At 68.4% G+C, this 16,825-nt stretch carries 16 protein-coding genes; 2 read left to right on the forward strand and 14 right to left on the reverse strand.

The window, feature by feature from the left end; translation table 11 throughout:
* Window position 1 precedes the first annotated feature (1 nt).
* The 10 genes from lpqB to A5745_RS22265 form a co-directional block, all read right to left on the reverse strand.
* Window positions 2-1,759, reverse strand: a complete 1,758-nt coding sequence (gene lpqB / locus A5745_RS22220; protein ID WP_139329745.1) for an MtrAB system accessory lipoprotein LpqB — start codon at window positions 1,757-1,759, stop codon at window positions 2-4.
* Window positions 1,759-3,426, reverse strand: a complete 1,668-nt coding sequence (gene mtrB / locus A5745_RS22225; RefSeq protein ID WP_076057706.1) for an MtrAB system histidine kinase MtrB — start codon at window positions 3,424-3,426, stop codon at window positions 1,759-1,761. Before mtrB ends, lpqB begins: the two co-directional genes overlap by 1 nt.
* The gene (gene mtrA, locus A5745_RS22230; RefSeq protein WP_007168097.1) at window positions 3,423-4,109 is read right to left on the reverse strand and encodes a two-component system response regulator MtrA; all 687 of its coding nucleotides are present in this window, start codon (window positions 4,107-4,109) and stop codon (window positions 3,423-3,425) included. Before mtrA ends, mtrB begins: the two co-directional genes overlap by 4 nt.
* A gap of 94 nt (window positions 4,110-4,203) precedes the next feature.
* Window positions 4,204-4,836: a dTMP kinase gene (locus A5745_RS22235; protein ID WP_076118957.1), complete on the reverse strand. Its 633-nt coding sequence runs from the start codon at window positions 4,834-4,836 to the stop codon at window positions 4,204-4,206.
* 89 nt (window positions 4,837-4,925) lie between these two features.
* Complete coding sequence (ahcY, locus tag A5745_RS22240; protein WP_076057704.1) at window positions 4,926-6,398, reverse strand: adenosylhomocysteinase; 1,473 nt, start codon at window positions 6,396-6,398, stop codon at window positions 4,926-4,928.
* Between the two features lie 85 nt (window positions 6,399-6,483).
* Window positions 6,484-7,080, reverse strand: coding sequence for a TetR family transcriptional regulator (locus A5745_RS22245; protein WP_139329749.1), 597 nt, complete (start codon window positions 7,078-7,080; stop codon window positions 6,484-6,486).
* 26 nt (window positions 7,081-7,106) lie between these two features.
* On the reverse strand, window positions 7,107-7,289 hold the full coding sequence (locus tag A5745_RS22250) for a rubredoxin (RefSeq protein ID WP_076057702.1): 183 nt from the start codon (window positions 7,287-7,289) through the stop codon (window positions 7,107-7,109).
* A gap of 10 nt (window positions 7,290-7,299) precedes the next feature.
* Window positions 7,300-7,473 carry a rubredoxin gene (locus A5745_RS22255; RefSeq protein ID WP_076057701.1) on the reverse strand — a complete coding sequence of 58 codons (174 nt, stop codon included), beginning with the start codon at window positions 7,471-7,473 and terminating at the stop codon, window positions 7,300-7,302.
* The gene (locus A5745_RS22260; protein ID WP_076118959.1) at window positions 7,470-8,750 is read right to left on the reverse strand and encodes an alkane 1-monooxygenase; all 1,281 of its coding nucleotides are present in this window, start codon (window positions 8,748-8,750) and stop codon (window positions 7,470-7,472) included. The genes A5745_RS22255 and A5745_RS22260 overlap by 4 nt, the downstream gene beginning before the upstream one ends.
* 99 nt (window positions 8,751-8,849) lie before the next feature.
* Window positions 8,850-10,346 (reverse strand): APC family permease, encoded by a 1,497-nt coding sequence (locus A5745_RS22265; protein ID WP_076057699.1) that lies wholly within the window; start codon window positions 10,344-10,346, stop codon window positions 8,850-8,852.
* Between the two features lie 91 nt (window positions 10,347-10,437).
* On the opposite strand from A5745_RS22265, the gene A5745_RS22270 reads away from it, so the two are divergent.
* Window positions 10,438-11,856 carry an NAD(P)/FAD-dependent oxidoreductase gene (locus A5745_RS22270; protein WP_139329750.1) on the forward strand — a complete coding sequence of 473 codons (1,419 nt, stop codon included), beginning with the start codon at window positions 10,438-10,440 and terminating at the stop codon, window positions 11,854-11,856.
* Here A5745_RS22270 and manA read toward each other — a convergent pair whose 3' ends face one another.
* The 4 genes from manA to A5745_RS22290 all read right to left on the reverse strand — a co-directional run bounded on the left by manA (window position 11,857) and on the right by A5745_RS22290 (window position 16,166).
* On the reverse strand, window positions 11,857-13,083 hold the full coding sequence (manA, locus tag A5745_RS22275) for a mannose-6-phosphate isomerase, class I (RefSeq protein WP_076118963.1): 1,227 nt from the start codon (window positions 13,081-13,083) through the stop codon (window positions 11,857-11,859).
* Window positions 13,084-13,091: 8 nt separating this feature from the next.
* Window positions 13,092-14,216, reverse strand: a complete 1,125-nt coding sequence (locus tag A5745_RS22280) for a TobH protein (RefSeq protein ID WP_076118965.1) — start codon at window positions 14,214-14,216, stop codon at window positions 13,092-13,094.
* Window positions 14,213-15,604, reverse strand: coding sequence for a phosphomannomutase/phosphoglucomutase (locus tag A5745_RS22285; RefSeq protein WP_076057695.1), 1,392 nt, complete (start codon window positions 15,602-15,604; stop codon window positions 14,213-14,215). Before A5745_RS22285 ends, A5745_RS22280 begins: the two co-directional genes overlap by 4 nt.
* 121 nt (window positions 15,605-15,725) lie before the next feature.
* Complete coding sequence (locus A5745_RS22290; protein ID WP_076057694.1) at window positions 15,726-16,166, reverse strand: DUF3499 domain-containing protein; 441 nt, start codon at window positions 16,164-16,166, stop codon at window positions 15,726-15,728.
* Window positions 16,167-16,364: 198 nt separating this feature from the next.
* Between A5745_RS22290 and A5745_RS22295 the strand changes: the two genes are divergently transcribed.
* On the forward strand, window positions 16,365-16,787 hold the full coding sequence (locus A5745_RS22295) for a metallopeptidase family protein (RefSeq protein WP_076057693.1): 423 nt from the start codon (window positions 16,365-16,367) through the stop codon (window positions 16,785-16,787).
* Window positions 16,788-16,825: the final 38 nt, after the last annotated feature.

Here is a 16,825-nt window from a genome sequence, read left to right on the forward strand (position 1 = left end):
CTTATCCCGGCAGCACCGGTGCCGCTCCGGGTGCCGCCAACCCGGCTACCTCTGACCAGCTCTGCTCGCCTTCGGCGGAGGACGCCGAATATTGCAACACCCCTTGCGGGGCCGCGACGTACACCGTCGACGGATTGGCCGCGATCGCGGTCAGCGGGATCTGCAAACCACGCGAGGGCGCGTCGGAGTTCACGCCGTCGATGTTCACGTAGGACACCGGATGCGTCGCGTCCGTGCGGGTCACCACGATGTCATCGCCGGTTCGCCAGGACAGCGACACCACCGACGTGCCGAGCCCGAAACCCAGCCGCCGCGGGTATGTCAGGGCGAACTGCCCGGCCTGGGTCTGCTCGACGCTGGCGATGATCACCTGGCCCGCGATCACCATCGCGGCGCGCGTGCCGTCGCGGGACAGCTGCAGCTCGGTGATCGGCCCCGGGAAGCGGCTGGCGACCGCCGCCGAATCCACCGGGATGCGGGCGGGCTGCCCCGACGCCGGCTCCTGGAACGACCGCAGCACGTTGTTGGTGTCGACCACCACCCAGACCGCGTCGTCCAGCCCCCAGCTGGGCCGCGAAATGCTGTGTCCGTCGGCGGATTGCACCGCCTCACCGCCCAGCTCGCCGATCCACAGCGACTCCGCCACGTCGGGGGCGCCGCGCCGCAGGGTCACCACCGATGCCACCTCGCGTCCGCTGCGCGACAGCGCGGCGGACGACTGGTCGCCCATGCGACCGAAGGCCCCGGGCACCGTCGTGGTGTGCTGGCCGTCCAACCCGACCAGGGAACCGTTGACCAGCGCGTGCAAACCCGCTCCCGCGCCGTCGGCCACGCCGGGATCGGTGGCCGCGACGTCGGAGGTGGTCCACCCCTCGGCGAACCTGTCGTCCAGCGGCGCGCCGTCGGCGTTGATCACATACGGCCCCCTGATATCCGCGCGCGCCAGGGTCCAAATGATCTGTGCGGCAAGCAATTGCCGGCTGTGCGGATCGGTCGTCGATAGCTTTTCCAGATCGATGCGCGCTCCGCCGTAGCCGCGGCCGATCCCGTTCTTGCCGCCGTCGGCGCGGGTCACCGGACCGCGCAGCCGCAGCGGCGGCGCGAGCAGGTTGCGGACCGTATGGGCCATCTCCGGCCGCGGGCCCGCCAGCAGCTTGGATACGAGTTCGGTGGCCAGCTGATCGTGATCGGATACCGCGACGTAGCGCGGATCGGGCACCACGGTCTTGCCCGTCGGATCGGCGAAGTACAGCGTGTTGCGTTTGTAGGTCGCCTGAAATTGCTGCCAGTCCAAGAAGACTCCGTTGGGCAGGCGATCGATCCGCCAGCCGCCCGACGTCTTGACCAACTCGATCGGGCCCGGATCCGGCAGCGTCCCTTCCGCGGTTTCGAACACCCCCATGTCGGACAGCGAGCCCAAGATGTCGGCCCGCATGTTTGCCGAAACCCGTTCAGCCCCACGGGTTTCCACGAACACCACATGGTCGATCAGCAGCGAGCTACCCGCGTCGTCCCACGCGTTGGATGCCGACTGCGTGAGGAACTGCCGCGCGGCCAGATGCCGGTTGGCGGGATCGGCTGTGGCCTTGAGGAATTCGCGCAGCAGCACGTCGGGGTCCATGCCCGGGGTCGGCTTGGGCAGGTTCGACGGCGCGGGCCGCTCGACGGTGCCGATAGCCTGAGGGGCCGACGAGCTGGGGACCCCGGCGCAGCCGGCGAGCAACACCGCCAGCACCAGCAGACCCAGGAACCGGCGCATCACCCGCTCCTCTCGGCATGCTCGCGTGTGCGCTGTCGCTCCTTGCGTTCGGCAGCCGGCGGTTGCGGAATGGGTTTCATGGGCAGCGGGCTGGTGGTGACCTTGTGGCCGCGAACCAGGGGCAGCGTCAGCCGGAAGCAGGCGCCCTGACCGGGCTCGCCCCACGCCTCGAGCCGGCCCTGGTGCAGGCGCGCGTCCTCGATGCTGATCGCCAGGCCCAGCCCGGTGCCGCCGGAGCGCCGCACCCGCGACGGGTCGGAGCGCCAGAACCTGCTGAACACCAGCTTCTCCTCGCCGGGCCGCAACCCCACGCCGTGGTCGCGGACCGTGACGGCGACGGTGTCCTCGTCGGCGCCCATCCGGATGTGGACGGGCTTGTGCTCGGCGTGGTCGATGGCGTTGGCGATCAGGTTGCGCAGGATCCGCTCCACCCGGCGCGCGTCGACCTCGGCGATCACTTCCTCGTCGGGCATCTCGACGAGCAGCTCGATGCCGGCCTCTTCGGCCAGGTGCCCCACGTTGCCCAGGGCGCTTCGCACCGTGGTGCGCAGGTCGACCGCCTCGACGGACAGCTCGGCCACGCCCGCGTCGTGGCGGGAGATCTCCAGCAGGTCGTTGAGCAGCGTCTCGAAGCGGTCCAGCTCGTTGACCATCAATTCGGTGGACCGCGCCAGCGTCGGGTCGAGGTCGGCGCTGTGGTCGTAGATCAGGTCGGCGGCCATCCGCACGGTGGTCAGCGGGGTGCGCAGCTCGTGGCTGACGTCGGAGGTGAAACGCCGCTGCAGGTTGCCGAACTCCTCGAGCTGGGTGATCTGCCGCGACAGGCTCTCCGCCATGTCGTTGAACGACACCGCCAGCCGGGCCATGTCGTCCTCGCCGCGCACCGGCATCCGTTCGGACAGATGGCCTTCGGCGAATCGTTCGGCGATCCGCGACGCCGACCGCACCGGCACCACCACCTGACGGGATACCAGCAGTGCAATCCCGGCGAGCAACACCAGCAGCACGGCTCCGCCGGTGATCATCGTGCCGCGCACCAGCTGAATGGTGGCCTGCTCGTTCTTCAGCGGGAAGATCAGGTACAGCTCCAGGTTGGCAACCTGTGCCGACGCCGGCGTGCCGATGATCAGCGCCGGCCCGGAGAAGCCGTCGGTGTGCACCGTGGCGTATTGATAGGCGGCCTGCCCGGCCTTGACGAAGCCCCGCAGTGAGTTGGGTACCTGGTCGACGGGTCCCGCCGAGCTGGCGGCGCGCGGACCGTCACCGGGAACGAGCAGCGCCGCGTCGAACGCACCCGCGAGGCCGGCGCCCGACGCCGGGTCGGTCTTCGACGTCAACGTGTTGCGGGCCAGCTGAAGGCTGCTATCCAGCGAGCGCGTTTCCTCGCCGTTGACGATCCCGCCGACGGTGCTGCGCGCCCGCTCGATCTGCTCGAGGGCGGCCTTGACTTTGACGTCGAGCACCCGGTTGGTGACCTGACTGGTCAGCACGAAGCCGAGCGCCAGGATCACCGCCAACGACAGTCCAAGGGTGAGCGCCACGACTCGCAGCTGCAGCGAACGGCGCCAGGCAATGCCTACGGCTCGGCTCAACGCACCTAAGCCGCGTGCCATGGGGCCAGTGCGCCCCCAACGACTCCGAGTGCGTCGCGGCGAGCGCCGGATCACGGAGGTCCGGCCTTGTATCCCACTCCTCGAACGGTCAACACCACAGTCGGGTTCTCAGGGTCTTTTTCGACCTTGGCCCGTAGACGCTGGACATGCACGTTTACCAAGCGGGTATCCGCTGGGTGCCGGTATCCCCACACCTGTTCGAGCAGCACATCACGAGTAAACACCTGGCGTGGTTTGCGTGCCAGCGCGACCAGCAGGTCGAACTCCAGCGGAGTCAGGGAGATCTGCTCGCCGTTGCGAGTGACCTTGTGTGCGGGCACGTCGATCTCGACGTCGGCGATGGACAGCATCTCGGCGGGCTCGTCGTCGTTGCGCCGCAGCCGCGCACGCACCCGGGCGACCAGCTCCTTGGGCTTGAACGGCTTCATGATGTAGTCGTCGGCGCCCGACTCCAGGCCCAGCACCACGTCGACGGTGTCGGTCTTGGCCGTCAGCATGACGATCGGCACGCCGGAGTCGGCGCGCAAGACCCGGCACACGTCGATGCCGTTCATGCCGGGCAACATCAGGTCCAGCAGCACCAAATCCGGGCGCAGCTCGCGCACCGCGGTCAGGGCCTGGGTGCCGTCACCGATGACCGCGGTGTCGAAGCCCTCCCCACGCAGCACGATGGTCAGCATCTCCGCCAGCGAAGCGTCGTCATCGACGACCAAGATCCTTTGCCTCATGGAGTCCATGGTGTCACCGAATCGGGACAAAACTCGGGCGCCACACGGGCGTTTCTTATTCGATAGGGCCAAATCGTGACAAATTTGTGCTAACTGGCCGTCTCTACGGGGCGATCAACGCGTTCGCCAGCCTGCCCGGATCGACGTCCGCGTCGACGACGAGCCACCGCCCGCCCCAGTCCGCGGCGGCCAAACCGGTGTACACCGCGCCGGTGCGCTGCTGAAGGTCGTCGTCGCGTTCGTAGCTGTCGCGCGCCCGGCCCGGCTCCGATTCGGCGCGATGGCGGGCTCGCTGCGCGGCGAGTTCGGCGGACACCGCCAGCAGCACCTGCCAGTCCGGCGCGGGCAACCCCAGTCGCTGGTATTCCAGCCGCCGCACCCAGGCCGCCGCTTCTCCCGCCGCGTCCTGGCGCAGCCGGGCGGCGGTGTAGGCCGCGTTGGAAGCGACGTAACGGTCCAGGATCACCACGTCGTGCGCGCGGCCCAGCGCCTCGATGTCGCCGACCGCCGCTGCGCGGTCGAGCGCGAACAGCATCGCCATCGCGTACGCCGACGACGCGAGATCGCCGTGCTCGCCGTGCAGCGCCTCCGCGGCGACGTCGGCGGTCACCGACTGCCCGTACCGCGGGAACGCCAGCGTGGCGACCGACTTCCCGGCGGCTTCGAACGCTTTACGCAAGCCCTCGGACAACGTCCGCTTGCCGGCGCCGTCGACCCCTTCGATCGCGATCAGCACGCCGCGAGCCTATTCCCTCGTCGAGCGCCCGGCTGTCCGGGCACACGTCGTCGAGCGCCCGGCTGGACGGGCGTTCGGCGCACCCGAACTCAGTAGCGGTAGTGGTCGGCCTTGTACGGCCCGTCGACATCGACGCCGATGTACTCGGCCTGCTCCTTGGTCAGCTTGGTCAGCTCACCGCCCAGCGCCTCGACGTGGATGCGGGCCACCTTCTCGTCGAGGTGCTTGGGCAGCCGGTACACCTCGTTGTCGTACTCGTCGTTCTTGGTCCACAGCTCGATCTGCGCGATCACCTGGTTGGAGAAGCTGTTGCTCATCACGAACGACGGGTGGCCGGTGGCGTTGCCGAGGTTCAGCAGCCGCCCCTCGGACAGCAGGATGATCGACTTGCCGCTGTCGGGGAACGTCCACAGATCCACCTGCGGACGGATGTTCACCTTGGTGGCGCCGGACTTTTCCAGCGCGGAGACCTGAATCTCGTTGTCGAAGTGCCCGATGTTGCCCAGCACCGCGTGGTCTTTCATCGCCTTCATGTGGGCCAGCGTGATGATGTCCTTGTTGCCGGTCGCGGTGATGACGATGTCCGCCTCGCCGATCGCGTCCTCGACCCGCTTGACGTCGAAGCCCTCCATCAGGGCCTGCAGCGCGTTGATCGGGTCGACCTCGGTGACGACGACGCGCGCGCCCTGACCCTTGACGGACTCGGCGCAGCCCTTACCGACGTCGCCGTAGCCGCAGATGAGCACCTTCTTGCCGCCGATCAACACATCGGTGCCGCGGTTGATGCCGTCGATCAGCGAGTGGCGGCAGCCGTACTTGTTGTCGAACTTGGACTTGGTGACCGAGTCGTTGACGTTGATCGCCGGGAACGCCAGGTCGCCGGCCGCCGCGAACTGGTAGAGCCGCAGCACGCCGGTGGTGGTCTCCTCGGTGACGCCCTTGACCGACTCCGCGATCTTGGTCCACTTGTCCTTGTCGGTCTCGAAGCGGCGGCGCAGCAAGTCCAGGAAGACCTTCCACTCGGTGGGGTCGTCGTCCTCGGCCGGGGGCACGACGCCGGCCTTCTCGTACTGCGCGCCGCGCAGCACCAGCATGGTCGCGTCGCCGCCGTCGTCCAGGATCATGTTGGCCGGCTCGTCGGGCCAGGTCAGCATCTGCTCGGCGGCCCACCAGTACTCCTCGAGCGTCTCGCCCTTCCACGCGAACACCGGCACGCCCTTGGGCTCCTCGGGGGTGCCGTGCGGGCCGACGACGATCGCCGCGGCGGCGTGGTCCTGGGTGGAGAAGATGTTGCACGACGCCCAGCGGACTTCGGCGCCCAGCGAGACGAGGGTCTCGATGAGCACGGCGGTCTGCACCGTCATGTGCAGCGAGCCCGAGATCCGCGCGCCCTTCAGCGGTTGCACTTCGGCGTACTCGCGGCGCAGCGACATCAGACCGGGCATCTCCTGCTCGGAGAGCTCGATGTCGCGCCGGCCGTACTCCGCCAGCGACAGGTCGGCGACCTTGAACTCGATGCCGTTGCGGACGTCGGGAGTGAGCGCGTTTTCGGTCGTCGTCATAGCGTGTTTCATCCTTCTTGGGGCGCACCGGATCTAGCGGTACTTAGCTTAGGTATGTTCTTGCGCCACTGTAGCCGCCGAGCACTCACGGCAGGTTGACGACCCCGTGACGCTCCGCGAAGGGTGTCATCAGCCGCGCCAGGTCGGCCGCCACATCGTGGTCGGCTTCGGGCGGCATGGACACGTAGCTCAATGCCAGCCGCACGATGGCGCGCGCCAGCACACCGGCGTCCTCTTCACTGGTGGCCACCCAAGTCTGGGTAAGTGCGGACGCCAATCGGGCCGAGGCCCGGGTCATGATCGGCGCGCTGTCGGTGGTGATCAGCTGCAACAAGTCGGGCTTGGCGACACCTATGCGCAGTGAGGTCACCAGCGGGTCCGCGGCCGCCTCGGTGAAAAACCTCCGGAAAGCCTGCAAGAACGACTGATAGATTTCGCCGACGTTCGCGTCGAGGGCCTCATGGATGGTGTCGACCAGGCGATCGGCCAGGCGCAGGGCGTACCCCTGCGCCAAGCCCTGCCGCGAGCCGAACTCGTTGTAGATGGTCTGCCGGCTGATGCCGGCGGCGCGGGCCACGTCGGAAAGCGTGATGGCGGACCAGTCTCGGCTCTCCAGCAGCTCCCGCATCGCGTCCAGCACCGAGTCGCGCAACAGGGCGCGGGACGCCTCGGCGTACGGCATCCGCTTCACAGGCGCGACGATAGTGCTCAAGACCGGGCAACCTCCACCATTTCGAAGTCGGACTTCGCGGCACCGCAATCGGGGCAGCTCCAGTCCTCGGGGATGTCGTCCCATCGGGTGCCGGGCGCGATGCCGTCTTCCGGCCAGCCCTTGGCCTCGTCGTACTCGAATCCGCATTGGACGCAGATGAAGAGCTTGTAGTCGCTCACTGATTCACTCCTATCCGATTGTCGATATCTTTTCGAAGTCGACCTTTTCGCGCACTGCGCAGTCGGGGCAGCACCAGTCGTCGGGGATCTCACTGAAGGGCGTACCCGCGGGAAACCCTTCCCGCGGAGCGCCCTTCGCTTCGTCGTAGGTGTAGTCGCAACCGGGGCAGCGGTAGGCGATCATGCCGCGGCCCCTTCGGGGGCGCCGTAACGCGCCAGCAGCTTCGCGCGCAGCCGCGGCTGCAGGTTGACCCGGGTGATGTCACCGTCGTAGTGCTCGAGCACCCGATGATCCATCACCCTGCGCCAGAGCGGCGGGAAGTAGGTCAGCCCAATCATCGACGCATAGCCGCTGGGCAGGTTCGGCGAGCCCGCCATGCTGCGCAGCGTCTGGTATCGCCGCGTCGGGTTGGCGTGGTGATCGCTGTGCCGCTGCAGGTGATACAGGAACAGGTTGGTGACCACGTGGTCGGAGTTCCAGCTGTGCACCGGCGCGCAGCGCTCATAGCGGCCTTTCCCAGAAGCGGTGTCGTTGCGTTGCCGCAGCAGCCCGTAGTGCTCGAGGTAGTTGACGTTCTCGAGCAGGCTGAACCCGAAGACCGCCTGGATGACGACGAACGGGATCAGCCCCGGCCCGAACACCGCGATCAGCACCCCCCACAACACGACCGACATCGCCCAGGCGTTGAGCACGTCGTTGGACGGGTACGTCTTGGGATTCCAGGGGCTCGAGCCCTGCCGGCGTATCCGCTGCGCCTCGAGACGGACGGCGGAGCGCAGGCTGCCAAAGACGCTGCGCGGCAAGAACTCCCAGAACGTCTCGCCGAAGCGGGCCGACGCCGGGTCCTCCGGCGTGGAGACGCGCACGTGGTGGCCGCGGTTGTGCTCGATGTAGAAGTGGCCGTAGCAGGTCTGCGCCAGGGTGATCTTGGACAGCCACCGCTCCAGCGCGTCCTTCTTGTGCCCCATCTCATGCGCGGTGTTGATGCCGACGCCGCCGAGCACACCGACGGACAGTGCGAGACCGATCTTGCCGAGCCAGCCCAGCCCGCCTTGGGAGTCCGGGAAACCCAGCCAGTGCAGGTTCGACGCGGTGAATAGGTAGGCGCCCAACACCACGCTGAGGTATTGGAACGGGATGTAGATGTAGGTGCAGTAGCGGTAGTACCTGTCGTTCTCCAGCCGTTCCATCACCTCGTCGGGGGGATTCTGACCGTCGGGCCCGAAATGCAGATCGAGGAGGGGCAGCAAGACGTAGAGCAGGATGGGCCCGATCCACAGCGGCGCCTGCGCGGCGGCGTGCCAGCCGAGCTGATTCAACCCCCAGATGATCGGCAGCATCACGAACAACGCCGTCGGGGCGATCAATCCCATCAGCCACAGGTGACGCTTCTTGTCCCGCCAAACGGGCGTGTCAGCCGCCGGTGTTTCGGGCCCGCTCGCCGGCCTGAGTGTGGTCATATGCCAAACCTCCTTGTGAGTCATGCCACGTCATGCCCGTCATGCCACGTTGAGGTTTGACAATACGACGTTCTGCGTCTTCTGTCTAGACACAGAGGACTATTTTGTAAAGGCGCCAGTCGTTTGGGTCTGCTCCACGTCCCGGCGGCCCTGCACCGAATGCCAGCGGCCGTAGCCGACGTAAATCGCGATCCCGACCACCAGCCACACGGCGAACCGGACCCAGGTGAGTGCGGTGAGGTTGACCATCAGCCACGCGCACGCACATATCGACGCGATCGGAAGCCACGGCACGCCCGGGGCCTTGAATCCGCGCTGCAGGTCCGGGCGGGTCCGGCGCAACACGATGACACCGGCGGACACCAGGACGAACGCGAACAGCGTCCCGACGTTGACCATCTCCTCGAGCTTGTTGATCGGGAACACCGCCGCCGTCGCCGCGACCACTACGGCGACCAGCACGGTGATCCGGACCGGCGTTCCGCGCGAGCCGGTCTTGGCCAGCGGACGCGGCAGCAGCCCGTCGCGCGCCATCGCGAACAGCACCCGGCACTGCCCGAGCATCAGCACCATCACGACGGTGGTCAGGCCGGCCAACGCCCCCACCGAGATGATTTTGCTAGTCCACGTCAACCCGTTCGCGGTGAACGCGGTGGCCAGGTTCGCGGACTTGCCGCCCGGGGCGGTCCTGAGCTGGGTATAGGAGACCATTCCGGACAGCACCACCGAGACCGCGACGTACAGAACCGTCACGATCGCCAGCGACGCGAGGATCCCCTTCGGGACGTTGCGCTGTGGTTCCTTGGTCTCCTCGGCCATGGTCGCGACGATGTCGAAGCCGATGAACGCGAAGAACACGATCGACGCCCCCGCCAGGACGCCAAACCAGCCGTAGTGGCTGCTGTGCGCCCCGGTCAGCAGCGACAACACCGACTGGTTGACGCCCGACGCCTCGCCCCCGACTTCCGGCTTCGGAATGAACGGCGAGTAGTTGGCCGGTTTGATGTAGAAGGCGCCGACCACCACGACCAGGATGACCACCGAGACCTTGATGGCGGTGATCACCTGGGAGAACCTCGACGACAACTTGGTGCCCAACGCGATCAGCGTCGACACCAGCCCGACGATCACCAGTGCGCCCCAGTCGACGCTGACCGATCCGAAATGCACTGTGCCACCGGCGAATCCGAACACCGTGCCCAGGTAGCTCGACCAACCCTTGGAGACGACGGCCGCGCCGACCGCCAACTCCAGCACCAGGTTCCAGCCGATGATCCAGGCGACGAACTCACCGAAGGTGGCGTAGGAGAAGGTGTACGCGCTGCCCGCCACCGGAAGCGTCGAAGCGAATTCGGCGTAGCACAACGCCGCCAGCGCGCACGCGACCGCGGCGATCACAAACGAGATCCAGATCGCTGGCCCGGTAATGTCGCCGGCCGTCGACGCGGTGACTGTGAAGATGCCCGCGCCGATCACCACGGCGACCCCGAACACCGCGAGATCTAACCAGGTCAGTTCCTTGCGTAGCCGGGTGCCCGGCTCGTCGGTGTCGGCGATCGACTGTTCGACCGACTTCGTGCGCCATCGATTGGCCATTCGCCCGCCCCTTCCGTCACCCATTGGTCCGCACCCTAGTGGGTAGTCTGCGGGGATGCCCCACAGCGCAGCAACCACGAGGAACCACGCGGTGGTCATCGGGGCGAGCATCGCCGGGCTGTGCGCCGCGCGGGTGCTCTCGGATTGCTACGAAGCGGTCACCGTCTACGAGCGCGACGAGTTGCCGAGCACACCGGCGAACCGCGCGACGGTGCCCCAGGACCGGCACCTGCACATGCTGATGGCCCGCGGCGCCATCGAGTTCGAGGACCTGTTCCCGGGCCTGCTGAAGGACATGGTCGCCGCAGGCGTGCCGATGCTGGAGAACCGCCCGGACTGCATTTACCTCGGCGCGGCGGGGCACGTCCTCGGGACGGGGCACACCCTGCGCGACGAGTTCACCGCGTACGTGCCCAGCCGGCCGCACCTGGAGTGGCAGTTGCGCAAGCGGGTCGAAGACCTCGATAACGTCACGATCGTCCGGCGCTCGGTGGCCGAGCCGCGGTTCGAGCCCGCCCGCCAGCGGGTGACCGGCGTGCTGCTGGACCCCGCCGACCGCCAGGCCGGTGAGCCGGAGTTCGTGCGCGCCGACCTCGTCGTCGACGCGGCCGGCCGAGGCACCCGGCTGCCGGTGTGGTTGTCGCAGTGGGGATTTGCGCGCCCCACCGAAGAAATCATCGACATCGGCATCAACTACGCCACCCAGCACTTCCGCATCCCCGACGGACTGATCGCCGAAAAGGTGGTCGTCGCCGGCGCTTCCCATGAGGAGCCGCTGGGGCTGGGGATGCTGTGCTACGAGGGCGGGACCTGGGTGCTCACCACCTTCGGCGTGGCCGACGCCAAGCCGCCGCGGACGTTCCCCGAGATGCTGGCGCTCGCGGACAAGCTACTGCCGGACCATTTCACCGACGCACTGGCGCGGGCCGAGCCCCTCGGCGAGCCGGCATTCCACGCCTTTCCGGCCAGCCGATGGCGCCGCTACGACAAGCTGGACCGCTTTCCCGGCGGGATCATCCCGTTCGGCGACGCCGTCGCAAGCTTCAACCCCACCTTCGGGCAGGGGATGACGATGGCGTCACTGCAGGCGGGTCATCTGCGGCGGGCCCTGCAATTCCCGGAGAGCGAACTGGCCGCGGAACTCAACCGGGCCACCGCCAAGACCACCTACCCGGTGTGGATCATGAACGCCATCGGCGACGTCACCTTCCATCACGCCGAAACCAAGGAGCCCGCCCCGTGGTGGTGGCGTCCCTCGGGCGCGCTGTTCGACCAATTCCTGGGGGCCGCCGAAACCGAACCCGTTCTCGCGGAATGGTTTTTGCGCCGGTTCTCGCTTCTCGACAGCCTCTATATGATCCCGCCGCCCCGGATCGTCGGCCGCACCGTCGCGCACAATATGCGGCTGTGGCTGCGCGAGCGCCGGCGGGCCGCCCACGACCGGCGCCGGGCCGTGGCGATCGCGAGCGCGGCAGAGCCGGGCGAAGCGGGTCGCCACCGTCAGGGCTAGTCACAGCCCCACGGTGGCCCTGAACAGCTTGGCGGGCTCTCGCGCCACCAGCCGGATGGGGCCGTCGTCGGCCGCCACCCACGCCGCCATTCCGCGTTCCAGCGTCAGCGATCCGGACTTTGCGTGCACCGTCGTGGAACCCTCGCTGCACAGCAGGATCTGCGGACCCTCGTGGCTGCACGAGGCGTCGACTTCGTGGCCGAGGTTGTCGCCGTCGAGCACCAACAGCGCGACCGCGAACTCGTCGGTCGGTGTTTCGTAGATCAGTCCGAGTCCTTCGCGGCGGATCCGCGGCCGCAGTCGTTCCTCGGCGGTGGGGGCGAAGTCGAGCACTCGCAGCAATTCGGGCACATCGACGTGCTTGGGGGTGAGGCCACCGCGTAACACGTTGTCGGAGTTGGCCATAACCTCTACCCCGAACCCGCGCAGATAGGTGTGCAGGTTGCCGGCCGGCACGAAGATCGCCTCGCCCGGGTCCAGGGTGATGCGGTTGAGCAACAGCGCCGCCAGCACACCGGCGTCGCCCGGATAGCGCTCGCCGAGTTCCAGCACCGTCTTGGCCTCCGCGGCGAATTCCGTTGCGCCGGAGCTGACGTACTGGATGGCGCCGTCGAGCACCGCGGGCACCAGCACGTCGAGGTCGGGCTGCGGCGCGGTGATCCAGGTGGTGAACAACGCGCGCAGCCCGTCGGCGTCGGACTGGTCGTTGAGCAGATCGATGTATGGGTCGAGGTCGGAGACCGCCAGCGCCCGCAGCAGCTCGACGGTGCGCGACGCCTGGCGGAATCCGGCCAGCGCCTCGAACGACTCCAGCGCCACCAGCAATTCCGGCTTGTGGGAGGTGTCGCGATAGTTGCGGACCGGCGAGGACACCGGAATTCCCAGCCGTTCCTCACGCAGATAACCCTCGACCGCCTGCTCGGCGCTCGGGTGGGCCTGCAGGGACAGCGGCTCGTCGGCGGCCAGCACCTTGACCAAGAACGGCAGCACATCACCGAAGCGGGCGCGCGAGGAGGGACCGAGCTGCCCCTCGGGATCGGCGACCAGCGCTTCCATCAACGAGATTTCGCCCTGCTCAGTTTCCAGCCACGCCGGGTCGCCGGGGTGGGCGCCGAACCAGAGTTCGGCTTCCGGGTGCGCGGCCGGCACCGAGCGCCGGGTGAATTCGGCGATGGCGGTGCGCGATCCCCATGCGTACGTCCGTAACGCCCCGCGAAGCAGTTCCACTTGTTTATCTATCCCCGCGCCAGTCTCAAGTAAACGGCGGCCATCTCCAGCCGAACGGCTAATACTGCCAGTTGCTGCTCGATGCGCGCGGCACCGCCCGGAGCGGATGCCCCGACCAGACCGGCGGACCCGCCCACACCCCCGGGCGCTTCGGGCACGTCCTCGGCCGCGATCAGGTAGACCTCGTTGAGCCCGGCGACGCGGGCGGCCACCACCGTCCGCTCGCGAGCCAAGGTGAGCGCGAGCACCCGCAGCCGCTCGGGCAGCGGTCCGTCGATTTGCTCGTCGTGAAACAGAGCATCGACTCCAGACGGCGGTTGGCCGAACCCGGACCCCGACTCCGAGCTCGCGCGCAGTGCCACCACCGCATCCGCAAGCCCGGTCGCGGCGGCCACGTGGTGGGCGATCCGCAGCAGCACCGAACTGCCGTGCCGGGCCAGCGCCAGCGTCGCTGCGCAGTCCCCGGCCAGCGCCACTTGGGCATCGGAGATGCGCGCGGCAATCATCTTGGCCGGGTTGGTGAATAGCTCGCGGGCGGCGCTGTTGCGCAGCGCCTCGGCGTCCAGCTCGTCGGCGAGCAACTCCAGATCGATGTCGGGTGCGGCGTCCACGCATTTCAGCACGGCCAGGCCGGCGGCCAGGTACCGGGGCAATCCGAACTCGTCGGGAACCGACAGGCGCGGCGGCAGCGCCGCGGCGCGCCCGGCGGTGGAGTCGCGCAGCGGGCCCTCGTACGGCGCCGCCACGACGACCCGCGCGCCGCGGCGCACGCCCGTAGCGGCGGCCCCGACCAGCGCGGGATCACCGGGGTCGTCGCCCGCGACGATCAGCACGTCGAGCGGACCGATCCACGGCGGCGCGTCGCCGGCGAGCGCGATCGGCGCCGACGCGGCGCCGCCCTGTGTCGCGGCCAGCAGCGTCCCGGCGGTCTCGGCGGTCCCGCGGCCCGAGACCCAGATGATGCTGCGCGGCCGGTCGTCGATGCGCAGCGAATCCAGTGCGCCCTCCGCGGCCGCGGCGGCGATGGCGCGCACCTGCGCTCCGGCGGACGACGCGGCCCGCAACAGGCCGCCCCGGTCGGCGCCGAGCAGGCCGTCGGTGTCCTCGAGATCGATCGCCCGGGTGGCGTTCACCGCGCGGCCTCGTGGGTTTCGGCGGCGATCTCGGCGCTGATCTGCTGGACCACCGCGTCGACGTCCTCGGTGCTGCGGCCTTCGACGTTGAGTCGCAGCAGCGGCTCGGTGTTGGAGCTGCGCAGGTTGAACCAGCTGCCGTCGCCCAAATCCACGGTCACCCCGTCCAGGTGGTCGATGGAGTGAATCCGGCTGCCGAACGACTTCAGCACGGCGTCCACGCACCGCGACGCGTCGTCGACTTTGAAGTTGATCTCACCGGAGGATTCGTAGCGCTGGTAGTCGGCGGTCAACTCCGACAGCGGCCGATGCTGCTCGCCGAGGGCGGCCAGCACGTACAGCGCGGCCAGCATCCCGGAGTCGGCGCCCCAGAAGTCGCGGAAGTAGTAGTGCGCCGAGTGCTCGCCGCCGAAAATCGCGCCGGTCTCGGCCATCAACCCCTTGATGTAGGAATGCCCGACGCGTGAGCGCAGCGGTGTGCCGCCGCGCTCGGTGACCAATTCGGACACCGCGCGGGAGGTGATCACGTTATGGATCACGGTGGCGCCGATCTCGCGACCGAGCTCGCGGGCGGCCACCAGGCTGGTCACCGTCGACGGCGAAACCGGCATCCCGCGTTCGTCGACCACGAAGCAGCGATCGGCGTCGCCGTCGAAGGCCAGCCCTATATCGGCGCCGGTGTCGCGCACGTAGCGCTGCAGGTCCACCAGGTTGGCCGGGTCGAGCGGATTGGCCTCGTGATTGGGGAACGAACCGTCGAGCTCGAAGTACAACGGCAACAGCGTGATCGAGTCGATCGCGCCCAGCACGGCGGGCGCGGTGTGCCCGGCCATGCCGTTGCCGGCGTCCACCGCCACCCGCAACGGACGCAGCCCCGAGGTGTCCACCAGTGAGCGCAGAAACTCGCCGTAGTCCGCGAGCACGTCCCGATCGGAGATATCGCCCGGCGGCCCGTCATAAGTCGGCACGCCGGCGATCACTTCGTCGCTGATCACCCCGAGGCCGGTGTCCGCGCCGACGGGTTTGGCCCCGGCCCGGCACAGCTTGATGCCGTTGTAGGCCGCCGGGTTGTGGCTCGCGGTGAACATCGCGCCGGGGCAGTCCAACAATCCCGAGGCGAAGTAGAGCTGATCGGTGGACGACAAACCGATGCGCACGACGTCGAGGCCCTGGCCGTTCACCCCGGCCGCGAAAGCCGCGGCGAGCGACGGCGAGCTGTCCCGCATATCGCGGCCGATGACCACCCGTCGCGCCCCATCGGCGCGCATCAACCTGGCGAACGCGGCGCCGACGTCGGCGACCAACGAATCGTCGATCTCCTCGCCCACCAGCCCGCGTACGTCGTAAGCCTTGATGACACGGTGGATAGCCGCGGCGGGCCGAGACATGCGGAGGCTCCTGACGACTACTTGCTTGGACTCTTGTTGGACTCTTGGGAGCCAGCCTATCGGCCCGCCAAGGTTACGGGTCCAAACGGTGCGCAGTGCTAGTCGGCGGTGCTAATCGCGGCTAGTCACTGGGGTCGGGCAGCACGCGCAGATGCCCGCGGCGGCGTCCGGAACGCTGCTCGGGCGGCGCGAGCAGACCGCCGCTGGGCGCGGTGGCATGGGCCCCGGCGGGGCGCAGGGCGGGGTCGGCGGTGAAGCCGTTGATCGCGGTTGCGCCGCCGTAGGGCACACCGCCACCGCCCGGGCCCTCACGCACCGCGTCGGCCAGCGCCACCAGGTCGTCCTCGTCGGGATTGGGCAGCGGGCCGGCGTGGCGCACCAGTTCCCAGCCGCGCGGTGCGGTGATGCGGCCGGCGTGGCCGACGCACAGATCCCAGGAATGCGGTTCGCGCGCGGTGGCGAGCGGGCCTACCACTGCCGTCGAGTCCGAGTAGACGAACGTCAAGGTCGCCACGGCATAGTGCGGACACCCGGGCCGGCAGCAGCGACGGGGAACGTTCACGACGAAAGGCTATCGTGGACAAACGCCACGGAAGCGCCGGACACGCGCAACCGTTCGGCCCCCGATGTTCAACCGTTACCATCGGCCCCAGTGAATGATTCCCGCGGCGATTCGCGCAGCTCCCCGCGCGGCGGCTGGTCTCAGGGCCGGTCGGGAGGCCGCTCGGCCGCACACCGGGCCACGCGGCGGGGCCGCGATATGCGCGGCCCGCTGTTGCCGCCGACGGTGCCCGGATGGCGCAGCCGGGCCGAGCGGTTCGACATGGCGGTGCTGGAGGCATACGAACCCATCGAGCGGCGCTGGCAAGACCGGGTGTCCGAGCTCGACGTGGCCGTCGATGAAATCCCGCGCATCACCGCCAAGGACCCGGAGAGTGTGCAGTGGCCGCCCGAGGTCATCGCCGATGGGCCGATCGCGCTGGCCCGCTTGATACCGGCGGGCGTCGACGTCCGCGGCAATGCGACGCGCGCTCGAATTGTGTTGTTCCGCAAGCCGATCGAGAGACGGGCGAAGGACACCGTCGAACTTGGCGAGTTGCTGCACGAAATCCTGGTGGCTCAGGTGGCCATCTATCTGGACGTGGAACCCTCGGTCATCGACCCGACGATCGACGACGAATGACGCTGGGCGGGGTCAGATCTGGGGTGGGTCGGCGGCGG

This window comes from Mycobacterium sp. IS-2888, from assembly GCF_001954215.1.
Classification (GTDB): Bacteria; Actinomycetota; Actinomycetes; order Mycobacteriales; family Mycobacteriaceae; genus Mycobacterium.